Source organism: Fructobacillus pseudoficulneus, assembly GCF_900108455.1.
Taxonomy (GTDB): Bacteria; Bacillota; Bacilli; order Lactobacillales; family Lactobacillaceae; genus Fructobacillus; species Fructobacillus pseudoficulneus.
Map to the genome: position 1 here is coordinate 1 of NZ_FNWS01000010.1, position 22,071 is coordinate 22,071.

General features: G+C 35.2%; 19 protein-coding genes. 17 read left to right on the plus strand and 2 right to left on the minus strand.

Features of this window, described 5'->3' with window-relative positions; translation table 11 throughout:
* Positions 1-300: IS30 family transposase (locus BLW39_RS06635; protein WP_143404258.1), on the plus strand; the 300-nt coding region annotated here is incomplete at its 5' end.
* 387 nt (positions 301-687) lie between these two features.
* On the opposite strand, the gene BLW39_RS06640 is transcribed toward BLW39_RS06635, so the two are convergent.
* Positions 688-1,053 carry an ImmA/IrrE family metallo-endopeptidase gene (locus BLW39_RS06640; protein ID WP_059379222.1) on the minus strand — a complete coding sequence of 122 codons (366 nt, stop codon included), beginning with the start codon at positions 1,051-1,053 and terminating at the stop codon, positions 688-690.
* A 570-nt stretch (positions 1,054-1,623) separates the two neighbouring features.
* Positions 1,624-1,836, minus strand: coding sequence for a plasmid recombination protein (locus BLW39_RS06645; protein ID WP_244267951.1), 213 nt, complete (start codon positions 1,834-1,836; stop codon positions 1,624-1,626).
* 859 nt (positions 1,837-2,695) lie between these two features.
* Between BLW39_RS06645 and BLW39_RS06650 the strand changes: the two genes are divergently transcribed.
* The 16 genes from BLW39_RS06650 to BLW39_RS06975 all read left to right on the plus strand — a co-directional run.
* Positions 2,696-2,875, plus strand: coding sequence for a hypothetical protein (locus tag BLW39_RS06650; RefSeq protein ID WP_059379221.1), 180 nt, complete (start codon positions 2,696-2,698; stop codon positions 2,873-2,875).
* A gap of 958 nt (positions 2,876-3,833) precedes the next feature.
* The gene (locus BLW39_RS07080; protein WP_170124528.1) at positions 3,834-3,983 is read left to right on the plus strand and encodes a hypothetical protein; all 150 of its coding nucleotides are present in this window, start codon (positions 3,834-3,836) and stop codon (positions 3,981-3,983) included.
* Positions 3,984-4,461: 478 nt separating this feature from the next.
* A complete protein-coding gene (gene cls / locus BLW39_RS06660) occupies positions 4,462-5,907 on the plus strand; it encodes a cardiolipin synthase (protein ID WP_059379219.1) in 1,446 nt (481 codons plus the stop codon).
* Between the two features lie 143 nt (positions 5,908-6,050).
* Positions 6,051-6,287, plus strand: coding sequence for a preprotein translocase subunit SecG (gene secG, locus BLW39_RS06665; RefSeq protein ID WP_059379218.1), 237 nt, complete (start codon positions 6,051-6,053; stop codon positions 6,285-6,287).
* Positions 6,288-6,442: 155 nt separating this feature from the next.
* Positions 6,443-6,982 (plus strand): HdeD family acid-resistance protein, encoded by a 540-nt coding sequence (locus BLW39_RS06670; protein ID WP_059379217.1) that lies wholly within the window; start codon positions 6,443-6,445, stop codon positions 6,980-6,982.
* 229 nt (positions 6,983-7,211) lie between these two features.
* Positions 7,212-8,678, plus strand: a complete 1,467-nt coding sequence (locus tag BLW39_RS06675) for a glycosyltransferase (RefSeq protein WP_059379216.1) — start codon at positions 7,212-7,214, stop codon at positions 8,676-8,678.
* On the plus strand, positions 8,678-10,009 hold the full coding sequence (locus tag BLW39_RS06680; RefSeq protein WP_059379215.1) for a glycosyltransferase family protein: 1,332 nt from the start codon (positions 8,678-8,680) through the stop codon (positions 10,007-10,009). Before BLW39_RS06675 ends, BLW39_RS06680 begins: the two co-directional genes overlap by 1 nt.
* Before the next feature lie 34 nt (positions 10,010-10,043).
* On the plus strand, positions 10,044-10,250 hold the full coding sequence (locus BLW39_RS06685; RefSeq protein ID WP_059379213.1) for a hypothetical protein: 207 nt from the start codon (positions 10,044-10,046) through the stop codon (positions 10,248-10,250).
* 18 nt (positions 10,251-10,268) lie between these two features.
* Positions 10,269-12,635 (plus strand): accessory Sec system translocase SecA2, encoded by a 2,367-nt coding sequence (gene secA2 / locus BLW39_RS06690; protein WP_059379212.1) that lies wholly within the window; start codon positions 10,269-10,271, stop codon positions 12,633-12,635.
* Between the two features lie 14 nt (positions 12,636-12,649).
* Positions 12,650-13,888, plus strand: a complete 1,239-nt coding sequence (locus BLW39_RS06695) for a preprotein translocase subunit SecY (protein WP_082138855.1) — start codon at positions 12,650-12,652, stop codon at positions 13,886-13,888.
* Complete coding sequence (asp1, locus tag BLW39_RS06700; RefSeq protein WP_059379210.1) at positions 13,885-15,474, plus strand: accessory Sec system glycosyltransferase Asp1; 1,590 nt, start codon at positions 13,885-13,887, stop codon at positions 15,472-15,474. The genes BLW39_RS06695 and asp1 overlap by 4 nt, the downstream gene beginning before the upstream one ends.
* Complete coding sequence (gene asp2, locus BLW39_RS06705) at positions 15,471-17,057, plus strand: accessory Sec system protein Asp2 (protein ID WP_059379208.1); 1,587 nt, start codon at positions 15,471-15,473, stop codon at positions 17,055-17,057. Before asp1 ends, asp2 begins: the two co-directional genes overlap by 4 nt.
* Complete coding sequence (gene asp3 / locus BLW39_RS06710; protein ID WP_059379206.1) at positions 17,050-17,805, plus strand: accessory Sec system protein Asp3; 756 nt, start codon at positions 17,050-17,052, stop codon at positions 17,803-17,805. The genes asp2 and asp3 overlap by 8 nt, the downstream gene beginning before the upstream one ends.
* A 15-nt stretch (positions 17,806-17,820) precedes the next feature.
* Positions 17,821-18,891, plus strand: coding sequence for a glycosyltransferase (locus tag BLW39_RS06715; protein WP_059379202.1), 1,071 nt, complete (start codon positions 17,821-17,823; stop codon positions 18,889-18,891).
* A 2-nt stretch (positions 18,892-18,893) separates the two neighbouring features.
* The gene (locus tag BLW39_RS06720) at positions 18,894-19,943 is read left to right on the plus strand and encodes a glycosyltransferase (RefSeq protein ID WP_059379197.1); all 1,050 of its coding nucleotides are present in this window, start codon (positions 18,894-18,896) and stop codon (positions 19,941-19,943) included.
* 377 nt (positions 19,944-20,320) lie between these two features.
* Positions 20,321-22,071, plus strand: a 1,751-nt coding sequence (locus tag BLW39_RS06975; RefSeq protein ID WP_200769400.1) for a lectin-like domain-containing protein, incomplete at its 3' end; no start/stop codon positions are given.

Consider the following 22,071-nt stretch of genomic DNA (forward strand, 5'->3'; position numbering starts at 1 on the left):
ATAAAAAATGCTAAATCAATTACAGTTGATCACGGTCGAGAGTTTGCAAAATATGATGACATAGAAGAACAGCTAGGCATACCGATGTATTTTGCACACCCATATTCACCAGAAGAACGTGGTAGTAATGAAGTGCTAAATCGATATGTCCGTCGTTTTATCCCAAAAGAACGCAAAATTGAAACCATCAGTCAGAAAGAATTAGATCAAATTAATCATTGGATTAATGCCAGGCCAATGAAAACGCTCAACTGGCAATCACCACGAAAAGTCTTTCAGAAACATGCGGTGTTCGGATGATTCTTGCAATCTGCCATATAGTGATACAGCGCCAATAAGGGCGTTTTTTTATTGGTTCAATGACTAAGTAATTGATTAAAGCAAGTGGGTAAAACCAAAGCTTGTATGGATAAGGTGACGGACGACTGAACGATCGGTCAAGTGTTTGTTTGATTAAAGTTTTTTTCTTCCTAAAAACAAGGGAAAAACTATCTTCGGCTCAAAACTTCCCTCACTCTCAATCAAGCATTTGTGACTTGCTTGTGTCAACAACTTCTTTTAGTTCTCTATATTTATTTAGATTTAAAGACAATAAAAAAAGCCACAATGATAATAATAACCACGGGCGAGCTTAACCGTTTTGGTGGCGGTTGGCTGTTGCGCGGTTTCTGTGTTTGGTGGCAGATTTTATTTGATATGTAATTGATAGTTTTTATAAATATAGTTGGCAATTGTTTGTTGTGAGTAGATAAAAATATTCTTATCTTGTTTTTCTTCTTCGATGACCTGTTTAGCTGTTTGAAAGTACAATAAGTTAAATAATCTGATTCGCATAGCTTGGTTACTAATTCCGAAATATTTGCATAAATAATTAAAAGGCTTTCTTTCATTTAGTAATGATTGAATGGCTTTTCTATTTGCTAGTAACATACCAGCAAAATTTTTGGCTTCTTTTTCAAAAATTTGGTCTTCTTCGGTATAATCTTTTTCCTGCATTAAAGAGGGGTATGTTTGATTATTTTTGTGAAGTAAAATGTGTCCGATTTCGTGCATTCATTATTGTAGCAGATCATGGCCATGCGACTATTTTTTAAATTGATTCTTTTTAGGTATTACCTATTTGATATTTGGTATATCTATTTATCTTCAGTTATTCAAAATTATTAGGGCCATATAGCCAATTTAAAATACTTATTAAGTTTTTCATCAAGTCTTTAAAATCGCTTTAAAACGGCAAACAGAGCTATTTAACGTTATCGCGTGATAACGCGACTAGTCGATTAATTAATGCTTTCACTTGCTCAATGCCCCAATCTAATCTCTTATGATCTATTTTTGTTTCTTGATCATCTCAAGCTGTGGTTAGTTTATTGTGATTAAGTGGTTAGAGTAAGGTTCTTGCTTTGACATCACTCTGCTTAATACTTATCACACCATAATCCTTTTTAAGCATATCTTGCATCTCATAATCAATTTTTTGACTGTCTTGTTTGTTCAGAATTTCGTTGGCTTTGTAGTGTCATTTTTTTCATATTGGCCAAAATAGTCTTAAAATGATCTAAATCATCTGGTTTGATTACGGTCTTGCCAAATAGATTTTTAGATAGGGATTGTTTAATGTCATCAATTTTTTTCGGCCACATTCTCAAATGGTAAGGTTTTGTTATTCAGAACGCCTTTTTCATAAAAGTGTAGCACCTTTTTTAAATCCTGATCTAAATCATCATGGAAAGTTTGTAAATTATGACATGTTAGCACTTGTGTAGCAGAAACTTTATAACGCTCTTTTTTTGCATCAAAAACAACTGGCACAAAGGCATAGTGCAAATGGTGCATTGTCTCGTCGTAATGCACCACGGGTATTTTTCTTTAAATGCGCCATAAAAATTACCTCCTCGAAAAATGTTTTACGAGACCAGTATAACAGGCTTTGCGAGGCAAGTAATCGACAAGCGAGTACAGTAGCGTTTTCCCTTACTTCTGGGAAAACTGCTATTTTACAGCGCTTATTATCCGGCTCGTAAAACCTCCGGCGGGTCAAGCCGTGACAGGGCAATTTACCATTGCATGGTCGACTTCGTCTGGACCATATCATGCAGAACGCTACCAGTGTTGGGCAAGCTGGTGTCAGCTTAACCACACTAAAAAAACTGTAAATGTAAGTGTATAATAAAAATAAAATTGTGGTGGATTATCGCTATTAATATGTGTTATACAATAAAAAAACAAAAAGGAACCCATAAGGTGCCCACGTTATTTTAACGATCATTAAGATCATCAAAATAACGTTTAATTGCGAACGTCACAACAGCAACACAGATTGCATTAAACAATTGTGTGAGTTCTTGAAAAAAGTAAATCATGGAGTCTAAACCTCCTTGCCGTTGCAGTATAGTAGGAAACAACAGCTTTTTAAGTATATCATGTTTTGAAATATCAATAATATAATGTTATAATGTTGTTAGAAAAAAGTACATGGAGACTAACCTCTCTAGTAAAAAGGGCTAGTGCGTAGGAACACCAGCTCTTTTTTGTTATTTCTAATGAACTGTTTATGAGTAAACAGTCCAGGTAATAGTAGTTATGGATGAGTGTTTATTAAACTTACTTCAATCATTTTGCTGACGGATTATTTTGATGATTAGTATAATTATTTTAAAGAAGACCCATTTAAATGCAATAAGGAGCTTAAATTATGTCTAATCAGAATATTTTTGAAGAATTATTGTTGCAAGCTGAAAAAACAAACTTACAAGTTTTAATGGATAATGCTTTAAATGAAAAATATCCCGATAAGAAAAAAGTGTTAATGGCAATTTACACCTATGCCATTGGTAAAAAGCAGGACGAATTACTTAAAAAAAAGAATTTGTGATTTAAATTGAAGTAGATCATGCTGTTATGTTTTGAAGTAAAAAAGTGCAACATGAAAAATAATAACAACTTGAATATCATTATTATATTTTTGGAATTTTTGATTATTGCTGCTAGTATAATTTTTTTGTCCGATAGTTTTTCCATAATAGGATCTGTTGCAGTATTTTTGATTATTTTTTTCAGTAAATATATTGCTAAGTATTTTATCAGTTAAAGGTCATGGAATACTGGTTTTGTTTGATTTTAATTTAATCTAGTTATTTTATACTTATTACATGGTCAATTACATGACTATTCACTTCTTTTCCAAAAAATTTTTTCGTAAACACATATTCTCTCTCAAAAAAACGTGATCCTTATATATTTTTAAAGGATAGCGTTTTTTATTTTCATAAGATGAATCAAGTTAAGTCAATAACTTTATCACACAATTATCATCAGCAAGGAGAGTGATTTAGTTAAAGGGTCAACAATCTGTTAGATAATAAGAACCAGTAATTGTTAGATTTGAAAGAAACCCCTAAAAAAGTTTTGGCGTCGTCTTGTTAGTTAGTTGTTTGTTTTACTTAATAGATCGATTTTATTTTTAAATCAAAACCGTGTATAATTGTAAACAATAACTGCCATGAAACAGCTCTGCTGTTTCAAAGGATTGAACCAGTGCCCTGGTCAATCCTGGTGGCCCACTTTAAAATACAGTGATGCTGATAATACGATTGATAGCCGCTTATTTTTGACAATTAAAGACGATTCAAAAAATTAAACAAGCCCCCAAATTACTAATAGGGGGGGTAAAATTGCAAATAAACCGACAGGTAACCCCTCCTCAACGCTTGGGGGAGTGGGTTTGATTCGATATTTCTATTATGGGGCAAAAATGTAATAATTGCCCCTTTGGTAGTATTTTGATAACAATTTGATTATAAAAAAGTCATAAAAGTGATGAATGAACCGTTTTGACGTACAATTCAATTAAGTTTCGCTTTACGCGCGTGGCACCTGATAAAACGATTTTGTATGGCGAACAGCCCTATGATTTTTCAATTGACGAAAAGTTAACCTTGTCTGATGAGGAATCTGCCCAACAAAAATTGGTGGTGCGCTGACGCCTCCGAAAAAATAACAAACAGCCCGCTCATAAATTTCTCATGGACTAAAATTTCATAAAATTCAAAAGCCTTTCTGCCGGGATTGTGAGTGCTAGACTATTTTATTTTAGCCAAATTCACAAATCATGATCACAGAAAAAACGCCAAGCCCTATTTGTTTAAGGTTTGGCGCTTTTTAGTTTAGAGAAGCTGCATTATGATATTATTTAGCGTAATTATTGCTTGTTACGACTGTTTTAAAAGATTAGAGCACCAGTGATTGCTGCAATAGCAAAATGTAGATGTGTCAAGTTTTCACAAACATCAAGTGATATGAAACAAAAAGGCTAAACAAATTAGAAGTGGGGCTGAAAGGGTGAGAAGCCGAAATGACAAGTTGTGAAAAGTAAGTCAATCATCATCATAAATATGAACGCTCATGGTAAGATAGAGGCATAGGATAGGGTTACATTGGGATAATTAGGGAGGTAGTCAGATGAGTTATGTGCTATTCATTGTCAAATTGGTCATTTTAGCTAATACAATCATTGCTATATGGACAGTTTTTAAAAATCCACGCAATATAACAACGACATGGGCTTGGTTATTAACGTTAATTTTTTTACCGATAGTGGGTTTCTTTTTGTATGCTTTCTTAGGTAGAGGTATGGATAGAAAATCTAGACAGGTGATACAGTCTGCGAAACTATCAATGCGACAAAAAGAAGATATTAATTTAGCCATTAGAGCAAGTGAGAATAGACCAGATGATGAAGATGATGTCTTTAGTCAATATCTCGCCACGACAGAGAACATCATATTTACTGAGAACAATCAAGTTGATTTTTTTTATAATGGGCAAGATAAATTTGATAATCTGTTTCAGGATTTACGCCAGGCTAAAGAAACAATACATGTCGAGTATTATGCTTTTTTTGATGATAATATAGGTCGAAATTTTTTGTCTATTTTGGAAGAAAAAGCGCAAGAAGGCATTAAAGTGCGTATGATTTATGATCCATGGGGATCCGGAGGGGTTCATAAACAATTCTTTCAAAAACTTTTGGATAATGGTGGGACAGTTATTCCGTTTATTACATCAAAAGATTTTATTACGAAAACACGACTTAATTATCATTTACATCGGAAAATTGTGGTGATTGACGGTAGAATCTCTTGGACTGGCGGTTTCAATGTTGGAGATCAATATATGGGACTATCGACTAAATTTGGTTTCTGGCGAGACACACATGGCCGAATATTTGGCAATGGCACAAAAATTATACAAGAAACGTTCATTAAAGATTGGAATGCTTCAGTGACTAACAGTGATGATTATATTCAATGTGATCGAGGCCTATTTCCTGACATACCAGCACACCATTTTCAGAGGAAAATCAAGATATACACCTTATCCAGTGGTCCTGATTCAGATCGACATGTTATTCGAAATGCATTTGTGCAAATCATATTGTCAGCCAAAAAAATGATTTGGATACAGACACCATACTTAGTACCAGATGACACGATGTATACGGCGATAGGAATTGCATTGCAAAAAGGTGTATCTGTTAAAATTATGATTCCACATATGCCCGATCATCCATTTATATTTAGAGCAACGCAATATTATGCAAATTTATTGCATCAACAGGGGGCAGAAATTTACTTTTATGATAAAGGTTTTATTCATGCCAAAACCATAGTAGTGGATGATAAAATATCAGTGTTTGGATCGACTAATCAAGATATTAGAAGCTATGAATTAAATTTTGAAATCAGTTCATTTATTCATGATGAAGCAATTAATCAAGAATTTAAAAGACAATATCAACAAGATATCAACGATAGTGTGTTATTAACAGATAGTATGATTAGTCAACAAGGTCACTGGTTAACCTTTAAACAACAATTTTCGAGATTGATCTCGCCGATTCTGTAGCGGACAAATGACTGTCAGTTTTGATCATATTGAGAGTGTCCTGGTTGGCCAATAAGGTTTTCATATGCGTAATTTAGCAAGTGAATGCAATTCAGGATGTTCTTATTTATGAATATCAGGTATCACGAAAGGAATTTAGTGAAATGTATGCAATATTGATTTATTTGATGGCATTAATGAGTTTTTTAATATTAGTCTTAGTCGTAATGCAGCCTGCCAAGCAGCAAGATGCCTTGTCACTTTTTTCGGGAGATAATAGTAGTGCTTTGTTTTCTAATCAACGGCGAAAAGGGATAGGCTCTTTACTCCAATATCTCACCGGCATTATAGGTGTTGCTTGGGTCATATTAGGAATTGTACTCACGTATCTTAGTAAATAAATGTTAATTTGCAATAAATGCAGTTTGTAGCAACGTGACAGGGTATTTAATTACAGTTCTATAAATACCAATAGATGTTGGAGTATGGTACAATTTAGTGAACATAGTAACAAATTAACTTTAGTGTTACTTACGCATACATAGGGAGGTTTATTATGTCAGGAGAATTTTTTAATACAATGCGGAAAGCTATCGGTATTGATGGTTTAATTTCTAGCATTATTGGTGCTTTGATTTTGTTTTTGCCTAATCTGAGCGCCAAAGTAGCGGCAGGTATGATTGGCGCGACATTGGTAGTTATCGGACTTTTTAAGTTATGGACTTTCTTTCAGTTGAAATCAGAAGGTGCTATGGCAAGACTTGGTAATTTGCTGGTAGCGATCATTTACATGGTAGCCGGAATTTTCATTTTTGTCGATATGCAATCGGCTGCTATATCACTGATTTTAGTGGTTGGTATTTTAACGGGTATGACATGGGTCATTGAGGGATTTGTGCAATTAACAATTCTGAATCAATTGGCCAATAATAAATTTTGGGCAACCTTAGCTGCTTTTGTTAGCATACTGGGGGGATTAAGTTTGTTATTTAGTCCAGTATTAGGTGGATTAATCGTTTGGACATTCTTTGGTGTGACTTTGTTAGTTATTGGTATTGTCAAATTAATTCAGTTTGCCACATTAAAAAACAGCTGAAAACAAGGACAGTTAATCTAATTTAACTGTCTTTTTTCATTGCTATAGTCAAGGGGAACAGAACTAGCAGCAACACTAATTGTTATAATATTTGTCTTTGGCGGTACATTGAAATAAAAAAATAAGAAAAGACATGAATGAGCGAACAAAAACAGTGAAACAACAGCGTTTTTGTGATAACATTGTCGATATAATGATTAAACACTAATTTGGAAATATGGAGCAAATCATGAATGTTTATAGTGTCAACAAGGGCATAGGATATGCTTCAAGTGGTGTCGAGTATGCACAAAAATATCGCAAGGAATTGTTTGAAGAAATTGACGTTAATGATTATTATATTTTTTTAGATTATTTATCAACTAATATAACAGTTTATACGGATTTACTGGGCTATCATCAAGAACAAATTTTATGGATTTATAACTTTTTAAGTGAACGAAATGCCGAATTATCGACATATAGCGTTGATCGTTTTTTGTCGACTATAGATGGTGAATATGAAATTGTTAATCAAACAGATAAGACTATAGATGTTAAAGTTACAGACAATCAGTCATATAAAATATGGCTTTTAGAGGGAAATGTCGTTGATCGTGTCGATTACATTGTCAATGGTAATTTAGTTAATGTTCGTCATTACGACAAAGTCTTGAACAATATTGAAACCTATCATCAAGGGCAATTAGTTAAACGCGCATTTTTTGATATCAATGGTTATCAACGATATGAGCAATATTATGTTAAAAATGAAATAACGGTCACCTTGATAGATAATCAAATACTGTACGGTAAAATGGCATTTTATCAGTATTTTTTCCATCAATTACGTTTGAATCAGAGCGATGCGGTCATTATTGACCGACCATTAGACGTAGTAGAAGGCATATTGCCAGTATTGGCTAATCAAGTAAGATTGTTTTCGGTGGTTCATGCAGAGCATTACAATGAAAGTTTATCAACAGCAACGCACATACTTTGGAATAATAACTACGAGTATGTTTTTGAAAATGCCGACTACTTTGAAGCGATAATAGTAGCAACGGAAAGACAAAATAAGATACTCAGTCAACAATTAAAGACGCAGGCTAAAATTGTTACCATTCCAGTGGGCTATATTAGTCAAATCACTAAGAATAATCAATATAAGCCATATAGCCTGATTACTGCCAGTCGATTAGCCTCAGAAAAGCATATTGATGTTGTGATTAGAGGCGTCGTTATGGCTCGCGAAAAGATACCATCACTCACCTTAGATATTTTCGGTGAAGGTGGAGAAAGAAGGGAACTTGAAGCATTAATTAAGACGCTTAACGCATCTGATTATATTCAATTGAAAGGCCATCAAAATGTCAATAAATTGTATGCACAGTATAGTGGCTACGTTTCAGCATCAACATCTGAAGGATTTGGATTATCATTGCTGGAAGCATTGGGATCTAGTTTGCCATTTATTGGGATAGACGTTGATTATGGTAATCGTGAATTCATTGAAAATGGGCAGAATGGTATTTTATTCCCAAAAGATAATTTAAAAGAGATGACATTTAGTTTGGCGCACTCAATCATCAGTTTTTATGAACAAAATTTAGCTGAAACGGGTCGACAATCATCAGCTGATAAGGCTGGTTTCTATCTCAAAAAGAACGTTGCAAAAAAATGGGCTCATTTATTAGACAATAGGGAGGATAAGTGATGGAAATCAATATTTTTGACCGATATGATGCTCAAAGTAAAAAGTTAATACACTCATTAGAGACTGCGGGGATATATCGCGATAACTATTTTGTCCACTATGAGGGTGATTTACCAGCACAGGGAAGCAGTCCATATACTTACTTTACGGGAATTGGCTCACAAGAGAAAGAAGGCTTATTTTTTGATAAAGTCAAAATCCCCCAGTTTTATGGCATCAGGCATATTGATGGTGGCAGTGCAAATATTGAATATTTAGACAAGGTTGTCGGCAAAATACACTATCGTGATGAAGGATATCGCTTAGTTAATACGGTAGAGTGGTATTCAGCTGAAAATATTCAATTGCCTGTTAAAGTGGATCGATATAACCGATATGGACAACATTACAGTACAACATTTACTAATGAGAATGGTGCCTATTTGACAGAATACTATGATGCGAGCGGAGACGTTATTATTAGTGAAAATTTGATGCCTTACAGTTTGGTTTTACATGACCGCTTGGGAGAAAAACACTTTGATAATTTAACGCAATTTTTTATTTATTATCTAAAAATTATTAATGTAAACGTTTCGGGAACATATATTAATTCATTATCATATCCCTTATTTATTAGTAGATTACTGGGTATTAGGAGAGGGACAACTTTGTTTTGGCAAGAACCGCTAGCAGATGATGTTCCGGGCAATATGAAAGATGAATTAATAACACCCAAGGCATTAGATCAAGTGGTCTTTATGAACTATAATCATATGCTTAAAGTAGCTAAGTTATTTCCAAAAACTGAAATTGGGTTAAATTATTTGTCTCCAATTGGTGAGTTTGTGAGAGAAAACCATTTCCGTATGTCGGCTTTCATTTTAACAAATAGTGATAACATTTATGGTATTAGAGATATTTTAACAAGCTTTCCAGAACTCAAAGTTACGATAGCAGCTTACACGAATATGAGTCAAAAGCTTTTGCATTTAGAAGACGAGTTTAGTCAACTGACTTTAATTCCTTCGATTGATCAGGACCAATTATCCATCGCATTAGCAGAGTCAGATATTTATTTAGATATCAACTACGGATTAAAAGTAGATCATATCATTGAACGTGCTTATCAGCAGCATATGATCATTCTGTCTTATAAAGAAGTGGCTCAGTATGATACCAATAGTTTGATTTTTGAAGATGCGCGTGACTTGTGCAATAATCTGTCCTACATTTTGACGGATCGAACGAATTGGCAAAATTTGATGACTAAAATGATTGATAAAAATGGTATTCAATCGACGATCGAAGATTATCAGCAAACATTAAATGAGCAAGTTAGTAAGGCATAAAAATGACTATTATCCAAGGGGGTGAAAAGATAGCATGAGCAATAATTTTTTAAAGTCAAAAATTGAAACAGGGTTTGATGCAGAAAGAGAATTACTGAAGCATGAGGATAGTGAGTCTAATAATTTACCCTTATTAGCTTATGTTAGGCCAATTCTTTTTGCAGTACTCTTGTCGGTAACATTAATTGCATTAGGTATTAATATATTTGGTGCTATTTCATATTTTATCAAACACTCATAGATTAGGAATTGAACTTAAATGTTTAAAATGCAAAAGTACCAGCGTATTGCCAAAAAAATATATCAATTATTACCACAATATGAAGATATGACTGATGAGCAATTACAGCAACAAACAGCTATTTTACGCACCAAATTGGAAACAGGCAATCATTTAGCGAGTCTTTTGCCCGAAGCTTTTGCGGTTGTGATTGAAGCAGATAAGCGAGTTTTAGGGCTAACACCTTACTATGTACAAGTATTGGGTGGGATAGCCCTTTTTTTTGGGAATATTGCCGAAATTAAGACAGGCGAAGGAAAAACATTGGTGGCCACTATGCCGCTTTATACAAGAGCATTGCTTGGATATAAAGGGAATTACTTGATTACAGCCAATCAGTACTTAGCTGAAAGAGATGGACAATCAATGGGCAAAGTATTTGAGTGGTTAGGCCTAACAGTGGGTATCGGGGGAAGTGACGATGATGACTTCGAAACGAAGTATCGTTTGTATAACGCTGATATTATCTATACAACACATTCAAAGTTAGGATTTGATTATTTATTTGACAATCTTGGGTCTGAACTATCGGAACAAGTTGTGACGAGATTTAATTTTGCGATTATAGATGAAATTGACGCAGTTTTATTAGATGGGGCACAAACCGCGTTAGTGATATCAGGAAGTCCTAAGGTGCAATCTAATTATTATCAAATTAGTGATTGGTTTGTTAAAAGTTTGCAAAAAGATGATTATGAGTATAGTGATGATAAGCGTCGGGTGTGGTTTACCAAATCTGGCTTGTTGAAGATAGCGCAATATTTCGATATTGATGATATATACGATCAACAATATATTGATTTGTATCGACATATTGTTTTAGCCTTGCAAGCAAATTATTTAAAACAAAAAGGGCGAGACTATGTCGTAGATAAGGGGAAGGTTTTACTATTAGACGTTGTCAATGGTCGTACTATGCCAGGAGTCAAGATGCAAGGTGGTATTCATCAAGCTATTGAGGCAAAAGAATCGGTTGAAGTTACTAGTGAAACAAAAATATTAGGGACGATTAGTTATCAAAGTTTGTTTAAGCAATTCAAGTCTCTTTCTGGCATGACGGGAACCGCTAAGACTGATGAAAAAGAATTTATGGAAACTTATCATTTAGAGGTTATGAGTATTCCAACCAACAAGCCGACACAGCGTGTTGATGAGTCAGACAAAATATACGTTAGCAATCAAACGAAGATTGAGCAATCTATTGAAGCTGTTAAACAAGGAATACGTGATCGTAGACCGGTGTTGATTGAAACGGGATCAGTTTCGATGTCTGACTTATATTCTTTAGTGTTATTACAACATAAAATACCACATAATCTTTTGAATGCCAAAACGGCTGTTCGAGAAAAACAGATTATTAAAGATGCAGGTAGAGCTATGTCAGTGACGTTAGCAACGTCTATGGCTGGTCGAGGTACAGATATAAAACTGACTAATGAGGCTAAAAATAACGGTGGGTTAAAAGTCATTGGTACGGAAAGAATGACCAGTAAGAGAATTGATAATCAACTTCGTGGGCGTTCGGGAAGACAAGGTGAACCAGGAGAAAGTGTTTTTTTTGTTTCCCTGGAAGATAAAATGATTGTCGAAAATTCTCCTAAATGGGTGCGGCGAACTAGAAAATCGCTAGAACGTAAAATAGCTGATAAAAAACTAGATAGCAACACAAAATTAAATAGTCAACGATTTAAAAAAGTAATGGATAAGGCACAGAAGAAATTCGGGAATGCAGAAATTCAATCTCGAAAGAACACATTAGCATTTGATACTATTTTGAGTGGTCAAAGAGAAAGAATTTACACAGCGCGAAATAAAGTGATGGCTGGCGATCAGGGCTATTTTGAAGTCATTATGACGCAATCAATCAGACGCGTCATTGAAAAATTTTGTGATGATTCTAAAAATATATCATATGAGGCAATCGCTGATTTTGTATTTAATAACATGCAGAGCGACTATCCTTTAAAAGATATCTTATCAGTTAAAAAAGAAGAATTGAATAAAAAACGGGTCGTAGATTTTTTGAATCAGTTGTCAGAGGATTTGTTAAAAAAATCTTTAAACCGAATTCGTAATGCGCAGCAGTTAAATCACTTCAAAAAATTAGTCATATTACGAGCTATTGATCGGGCCTGGGTTGACCAGTTAGATTATTTACAACAATTAAAGAATATGGTCAATGGTCGCGGTATGGCACAACATAAGCCCATTAATGAATTTGGTAAAGAAGCACGACGGCACTTTTTTGATATGGAAGATCAAATATATACTAATATCTTTAGAAGTATGATGTTATCAGCCATCATCATTAAGAGCGATGGTGCAATTGATATTGAATTTCCATAATGTAAAGGGTAAACATGATTAAACAAAAAAAATACAGTGATCTTGTCAAAAAAATTTCATTTACTACAATTGTTCTGCTTTTGTTCTATATTGGACAAGGGGTTCCTGTACCTGGGTATCATTTATCTTTTAGAGTACCCGGTAGTGATTTTTCTTTAGAAAAAATGTTGTCATTAACCACGGGTGGGTTATTTTCTAGTCCTACGTTACTATCGTTAGGTATGGGGCCATATATGACCATTTCTATATTACTATCAGTGGGCTTGTTTGCCAATAGAGAGCTTGCTTCACAAATTTCACAAGAGCAGCGAGGACGCATAGAAGTTATTGGTATATTAATCATGTCTATTTTGCAGAGTATTCCATTGGCTTTTAACTTAAAAGGTGAAGTGACGTCTAAAATGAATTTCTTAACCCCTTTGAGTGTATTCTTATTTACAGTACTTTGTTTTGTGTCGGGCGCTTTATTGATATCGTGGCTAGCTAGTTTGAATACAATATATGGTGTTGGAGGACCGTTCATATTAATCTTACCAGGTATTATGAAAGGAATAACTGGTAGTCTAGCAGCTAATTATACGACGGTATTGTCACATATCGATCGTCTAGTCATTTTTGTTATCATAACGGTCATATTTGTTTGGATTTCTGTTTCAATTTACACGGCAGAGTATCGATTTGATATACAAAGAATAGGCATTGACAGACGTTCAAAAGATGCCTATATTGCGTTTCGGCTTTTAATTGCAGGTTCAATGCCACTCATGTTTGCGACAACAATGATGTATTTTCCGGCTTATATTATGCAGTTGTTTCATGAAAAAAATGAGTTTATTTTATCATTATTTAGCATTAATAAAGTCAGTGGTATTTTAGTATATGGCATTATTTTATATGCTTTAGGTGTTTTATTTTCTTTTGTGAACATTATGCCAGAGCAAGTCACTAAAGATTTGAAAGAGTCTGGGGATTACATTGTCGGTATTGTACCTGGCCATGAAACGCGGGTGTATATTACTAAACGAATCTGGTTTATTACCGCCATAGGTAGTTTGTTTTTGCCAATTATTGTTACGGTCCCGTTACTGGTGGGATTGATGACTCATCATCAATCTATCAGTAATATGTCGAACTATTTTGCAATGTTCTTTGTTTTAGTTGTGATTTTTGACACTGTTCAGCAAGACGTGCGTTTTCTGTTATATAAAAACAATTACTCATTATTTGACAATAAACGGAGGAGATGGGAATGATCTATTTTTTAACAGATTGGCATATAGATAGGGATAATTTTGAATCTGATGCTATGTTGAATACCATTAAAGTTTTGAAGCATAGTAATAGTCAAATTATTAATCTGCAATCGGCACCATTTATGCATTATCTAGTTAACTACTTTGGTTTACAAAGTCAAAACAGTTTTTCTGATTTATTAGATGTTTTTTTGGACGTACCGTCAAAAAATACCACACCGACCACTTTGACTGATCTAAAGTGGCTATCAAAATACGAAAAATACTATACCAATAAGGACGTTACTTTCTCAAATAATGGTGTAGTTAAAGGTCGCGTTTACTTTAATCAGTGGGGTTTTGTTTCGCAAGTTGAGTATATTTCATCGAATAGTCGGGAAATTGATATTTACTCGCATAAAGGATATGTTTCGTCGAAAAATTTTTACGATGCTCAAGGTAAAAAAATAAAATGGCAAGTTTACGATGAGCAAGGGCAAGTCATTTTTACTGAATATCCAGATTGCGTGATTATAGCTGAAGCCTATGGTCAGAAATTTAGTCGTGATATTTATACAAACTATGGCGATTTATTTTTAGAGATGTTAAGTTCAGTTTTAAGTGATTTCAATCCGCGCACAGATCGTCTTATCATTGATGCAAAGAGTCCATATGTATCTGAATTTCTGTCGATATTTCCTTATTTGCAAAGCTTAGTGTTGATTTACTCAGGCCAGGTCAATGAATTCCAGGCACAACTGTCTGAACATTTTTCAGTAATTAAAAATGTCAAACAAATTATGACTGATAATGTGGTATTGATAGACAGTATTAAGCAGGAGAGTAGTAGACAGCATCAGCATGTCATGAAGAATGTCAGCTATATGCCTTTTTATGCCACAAGCCTAAATTTAGGGGAAAGTAATAGTACAGCTGATCAAAATATTTATTGGCAAATTAATTGTTTAAATACATTACAACAAGAATCTTTAGCGAAATTGATAGCAATGAAATTAGAAATACCTGAATTGTGTGTGATTGTTGATAGTGAGTCGGGTTCAGACCGAAATGTTCTTAATCAAATTGTTTCAAATTTTGTGAGTCAATATTTTGAAATTAATTTAGCGTCAGATGATTATCAGCTAGTGAAACAATATCACGAAGCACAAGAAGCCGAAGAAATGACGCCAATGTTACGTGAAGCTTATTCTAATGCCAAAAAAGATCGTGCAATATTTGCACAATATATTAAAGCCTATTTATTCAAAAAAGGATTTAGCTTTAGATTTGACTCTAATAAGCAGGAAAAAGTCATGGATTTCAATATAACACGAGTGTTGGTAGATAGTCGTGACGATAACGACTACTTTAGTCACGCTTTAGCCGTTAGTGCTGGAATACCCATTGTCTCGTTTCAGCAATCACCCTATCTGATTAACGAAAAAAATGGCTATATTGTTCAGGATAGCAAGCAGTTAATACAAACTATATTGCAATATGTTAGTGATACAGATACCTGGAATCAAAATTTGGTGGCGAGTGTGGATGTCATTGAAATGTTTGGTGAGGATGAACTCAGTAAGAAATGGCGGGAAAAACTAGTATGAGTCAAAAGACAAAAAACTTTTTTCACATCGGCGGACCACAGCTACAGAACCTATCGGCGTTAAGTGGTTCGTATGACTACCATTACCTTAATATTAGTGATCAGTTAAATCAAGAAATCACTGAAATTGAAGCATTAGATGATGATCAGATTAATAATACCAGTAGCTTATTTTTATTAAGTGCAGACATGATGACGGAGCTAGATAAATTAAACATAAATCAGTTACCTAGCTATCAGGTTTTTTACGAAGATGTTCAGCATGTATCTGAGCAATCATTAAGCATACTTAATCTTAAGGGGGCGCAAAAAGTCACCTTGGATGATGGTGGTACTTCACTCATCGATTATATCAATCATAATTATGCCAAGCCTTGGGGAACAAGTTTAGATAATAGTTTAGTTGACATTAATCCTTTTTTTGATGGTGTTGTTACGAAAAAAGGATCATCTAGCTATATAATAAACGGTCATTATGGTGATCACTTCCAGCAAGTGATGCTTTGGAAAAACACTTTTCATGCACAAGGACAGGTCAATTTCTACGCTGAGATGAAAGCTTCCGATGATACCGAGTATTTTTGGCGAGCTTACTATCAAAATAACAGTGACGCTAATAATCCTGGTTATAAAGATTTTGGCATGGATCAACTACAGGATGGTCCGATGCCGTTTTATATTGGACAGTCGCAGTTTCCAGTCAATTTTGGATTATTTGTGAAAGGATATGGTCAGTTAGAAATCGGAGATCTCCATATCAGATATCATCTAGAACAGCCAAACTTTTTAGCAATGGGTGGGAGACGATTGGTGCAACAAAAAGGTTTAGGGGAAGAACTTGGTTATTACTTTAATGCGGGAGATATGAAGCCACCGTTCAATGTTTATTTTTCAGGGTTTCGCCCGGCGGAAGGTTATGAAGGACGATGGATGATGGGGAGTTTGGGATCACCATTTATGTTAGTTTATGATCCACGTTTGGTTGGCGGATCGTTTTATCGAGGAGATGAGTTAGAAGACAGTTTAATTAATGTTATCAAGGATAAATTGAACTTACTTGGTTTCACGCATAAGGAGTTGATATTATCTGGTTTATCCATGGGAACCTACGCTTCATTTTATTATGGTGCCAAGTTGGCACCTCATGCCATTATTGTTGGTAAACCGTTGGCTAACATTGGCGGATTAGCAACAAACTCACGTATTTTTTCACCATATGATTGGGATTTGGCGATGGACACGATTATCCATCTTGAGGGGGAATTAACGCAAGCATCAGCGGCTAGCTTAGATGATGGTTTTTGGCAGCAATTTCAACAGGGAGATTATTCCGAGACCACATTTATTATTGCGCATATGCTGCAAGATACGGATAGACCATTTAGTCGTATTTTTAACTACTTGAAAAAAGAATATCCGACAGCCAAAGTGATACATAAAGGCTTAGAAGGCCGTCATAATGACGACACATCGGGCGTGACAAGTTGGTTTTACAAACAATATAAAGAACTGTTACAATCCGATTTTGGTCGTAAATTAACCATAGAAGAAGATCTGGATTATAGTGAGGTGGAGAATGAATAAATTATTTATCATTCGTTGGCCTACCAATCCCAAAGCGGCTTATGTGAATGGGGCGACGATTAGATATTTCCAAAATAAAAATGTTTATTATGCTAATGAGGTGTTATCTCCGGGACAAGTTATTTGTTCTTGGTATTCAGAGACTGACTATATGGGCAGTGGCCTGTTACCTACATTACCTTTGTTATCTGCTGGCAAAAAATATCAACTCAGTTTACGATTGAAGTCAGATAATGTTATGCCGGTGCAGATTAGTCTGAAATTTTTAGATAGTAATAAAAATGTTATCGCAGTCAATAGAAGCACGGATATGCATTTTGATTTCACAGTGCCAACAGCCACTGTCACTTATCAAATTGAATTAATCAATTTGAAGCATAAATGGCTATTGTTTGATTATTTGATCATTCAAGAATCATTGGCTGTCGAAGACATCAGTACAGCAGCGTATTTAAAACCGCATTATGATTTAGTTCATGTGACACAGTCAGATAATCAGGCCATCGAGATAGTTGTTAATGCAGGGCCTAAGACGATTATTCCAATAGATGTCGATTCACAAAAGAAAACTGATCAAATATATATGTTTACGGATGGCAGTGATATAGACAAAATGATGAGACATTTGCATTATATCTTTGCCCATCAGTCGTATAGTCAGTCAATGATTGTCCCTGGTATTGGCTTTTATACATTATCAGATAGTGTTCGATCAATTATCAACAATCGTAGTCAAATGACAATGTAGAGGAGAAATAAGAAAATGACTAATTGGATTACATCAGTAGTAGATAACGATTATGTGACTAAGCGAGCTTCTGGTATTATTGCCAACCAAATGGCGGCCAAATCAGTTTCATCAGTAGGATTTCGCCAACTTTATTATCCTAGAATGTATGCCAAGCAGTTGCAAGAGGTAGGCAAAGATACACGACGAGAGTATTTGGAAGCGATGTTGGGTAGTGTTTTACCAGGGGATATGGTCATTGTTCAATATCCTTTATGGACAAATAGTACTGAATTTGAGTTGGAGTTTGTTAATTATTTAAAAGATAATCGACAGGCTAAGGTCGTTGCGTTGGTTTGGGATATTATTTCTTGGGTACAAGATAATCGAGAACGTGATTACACAGGTGATGCATCGTTGTGGATGTTAAATAAATATGACTTAGTCATTGCAGCTAATGAAAAAATGATTACAAGACTACACGATGAAGGTGGCGTCACGTCGGCTATGATACCTATGCACTTAACCGATTTTGTCTATCATGGCCCACTAGCGGCTAAGCAATTTAAAAGAGAATTATACTATGTCTCTACAGGAATTGATCCGGCACTAATCGATGAATACCCGACGAATATCCCAATTAATTTTATTGGCCCCGATAATAGTGTCGGCGAGGTACCGGATTATATACATTTGCTAGGACCGATGGATAGTAATGATATCCCAAGGCATCTGGATGGCGGATTTGGATTATTATACTATGCGCAAAACAGCGGCTATAAAGGTATGCATCGGTATGGGGAATACAATAATCCGATGAAGTTATCTCTATATTTAGCATCAGGGATTCCGGTAGTGACTTTAGCTAATACAGCACATGCGAGATGGATTAAAGAGCGTGGCATTGGGTTAGTAATTGATAGTCTTTCAGATATTGAGACAGCTATTAATGGTGTCAGTGAGGCAGAATACTATCGTATGATTGCCAATATTAAACCCTTTCAAAGCGCCGTTTCGAGTGGTTTCTTCGCTAAAAGTGCGGCTTTAGAAGCAATAAGTTATGTTAATCTAGGCATTCAAACACGTGGCGATAAAAAGGGGGAGTAACAATGACAAAATGGATTACACGATTAAATGCTTCAGCGTATAATCAACAATATGATGCGATACAAATCGTCAGTAAAAATGTGGCAGAATCGGCTAAAAATTTAGGATTTCAAGAGTTAAATCTCAGTGGATATGATAATATTAATAATAATCAGTCTCGTCGACACAACATTCAAGAGGCTGTATTAGGTGTGGTACAACCAGGAGATTTAGTCGTTGTCCAATTTCCGATGTGGACACATCTCAATTTCCAGGCCGAATTTTTTGATTATATTAAACGCATTGAATCAGTGCGAATGGTGGCACTAATCCATGACATTCCCACGTGGATGTTTACCCAAGATGATGATTATGATCGTGGAAATGATTTTTGGCTCAATCAGTTAAAAAAGTTTGATTTAATTATGGTTGGTAATGACAAAATGGGACACAAACTACAAGAAGACGGTGTTTCTGTACCAATGGTTGCGATGAGAATTTGGGATTATCTGTACCAAGGTCCGCATCAGGATAAGACATTTCAAAAAAAGTTATATTATGTCAGTGGTCGAGATATTGTCGATCTTGATTATCAAGCTTCGACACCGTTATATTTTTACAATAAATCAGTTAGTGATGACGTGACGTCCAATGGTAGTGTAGTTTGGTTAGGACGTCAGCCTAGTGATGATATTGTTTCACAAATTGATGGTGGATTTGGGATTGTCGTCAGTGAGAATATCAAAGAAAAGTCAAATATGAACTTTGTATTTTATAATCAATACAATAATCCGACAAAGTTGTCACTATATTTAGCTGCGGGGATACCTATTATAGTTAGCAGTAAGACAGCGCATGCGCAAATGGTGATTGATCAAGGCATAGGGCTAGTGATAGATGATTTGAATGAGATTGATAATAGGCTGTCGCGTATCACGGCAGAAGATTACCAACAGATGCTCCAAAATATTAAGCCATGGCAAGAGGCTGTATCAGGTGGATACTTTGTGACGCGATCCTTGATGGCAATGATGAGATATCTTGATTTAGGATTAAAGGAAGACTTAGTATAGTAATATTTTATTAGAGAAAGAAGGTGGGGTTAATTTAGGCATTAGTATAGGAGCGAATTCTAAATCAACCAATAGATATATGGACGATAATCAGAAACTGTTTGTTGATTATCCACAATATAAAATATTAGTCACATAGCAAAAATTACTTCGACCAAAATATAGTGATATTTATTGCATGTACCGGTATTGACTATTGGGATTATGGGCACACCAGGATTCATCAGCTAATTTTTATGGCTGTTAGGAACGACAGGAAATGACATCAATAATTATAATGATGTCAGTGATAGCAGTGTTTTATAGGATAAAAATGCGAATGATTCGGTAAACAGTGCAAGCAACAGGGGTAAAATATAGGGAGGCAAGGGTAATATATGTCCAAAAAGAATAATCTCAAAAATATGCAGTTGTCGGACAAGAAAGAACGATATAAAGCATATAAGAGCCATAAGACATGGCTCTACGCGGCGATTACTGGTATCGCCAGTATAGTTGGTTGTGGTAGTATTGCGATACCGGTGACTAAAGCGGATAGTACGAGTAGTAGTGATACGAATGCGAGCGAGGTTGATAGTAAAAAGCTATTAGTCGCGCAAAGTAAAGCTACGATTCCTGCTGTGGTGGCTGCTTCGCAAAATACTACAATTGAAGGAACAGATTACTCTAAATACTTTACAGCCAATGGGAACGCTAGTATTAAAGGTGATACAGCGACTTTGACTCCACACACTAACTACCAAAAGGGAAATACTATTCTCAATACAAAAGTGGATTTGGATAGTTCATTTACCTTGACAGGTTCTGTAAATTTGGGAACAGGTGGCATGCAAAATGGTGGTGCTGATGGTGTTGGATTTGTTTTTCAACCCGGAGATACTAATATTATAGGTAATTCGGGCAATGCCTTTGGTATTGGTGGCATTGCGAATGCTTTCGGTTTCAAATTGGATACGTATAATAATCCTGTTGGTGGATCAACATTTACGGCAGATCCTCAGAAATATATTGATGGCAAAACCAGTTCTAATGCTGGAGGTTTTGGTGCATTTATATATACTGATGCAAATAAAGTAGTTCATAGTATTGACTCAACGGCTACAAGTATTCCTAGTCCATCCGGGAATAATTTTTTACCGATAACTATTAGTTATGTAGGATCAACGCATGTGATGAATGTAAATTATAATGGTCAAATTTTCTCATATGATATGACATCATACCTAGGTAACAACACCTCAATGTCTTTTGCCATTACAGCATCTACAGGAAATTCCTACAATTTACAACAATTCAAGTTAACGAGTTTTGATTATACTATTGCGAAAGGAAAAGTAACTGCTCACTACGTTGATACAGCTGGTAAGACCATTTCGGATGATATTGTACAACAAGGTGACCTTGGCACAGCATTTACAACCACGCAAAAAACCATTCCAGGATATACGTTTAAGTCTGTTACTGGTAGCACAACCGGAAGTTATACCGCTAATGATCAGACAGTAACATACGTCTATAGTGTTGATTATGCTGCTTCAGATTCATTGAGTCAAAGCGAATCAACTTCCGACTCTAATTCGGACTCACTAAGTGATGTCACATCAACGTCAGATTCAACATCGAATTCATTAAGTGACGTCACATCAACGTCAGATTCAACATCGAATTCATTAAGTGATGTCACATCAACATCAGATTCAACATCAAATTCATTAAGTGACATTACGTCAACGTCAGATTCAACATCGAATTCATTAAGTGATGTCACATCAACGTCAGATTCAATATCGAATTCATTAAGTGATGTCACATCGACTTCCGATTCTGTTTCAGATAGTAGTTTAACATCAGATTCCGTATCAGGTAGTGCGTCAACATCAGAGTCAGTCTCAGATAGTGCGTCAACATCAGATTCAAGCTCAGATTTTTTATCAGATAGCAACTCTCAGTCAGATTCCGTATCAGACAGTAGCTCACTGTCTGATTCCATATCAGATAGTATGTCCAACTCTGACTCACTCTCAGATTCATTGTCAGACAGTGGTTCAACATCCGACTTACTCTCAAACTCAGTGTCAGACAGTGGCTCAACATCAGACTCACTTTCAGACTCAGTCTCAGACAGTGC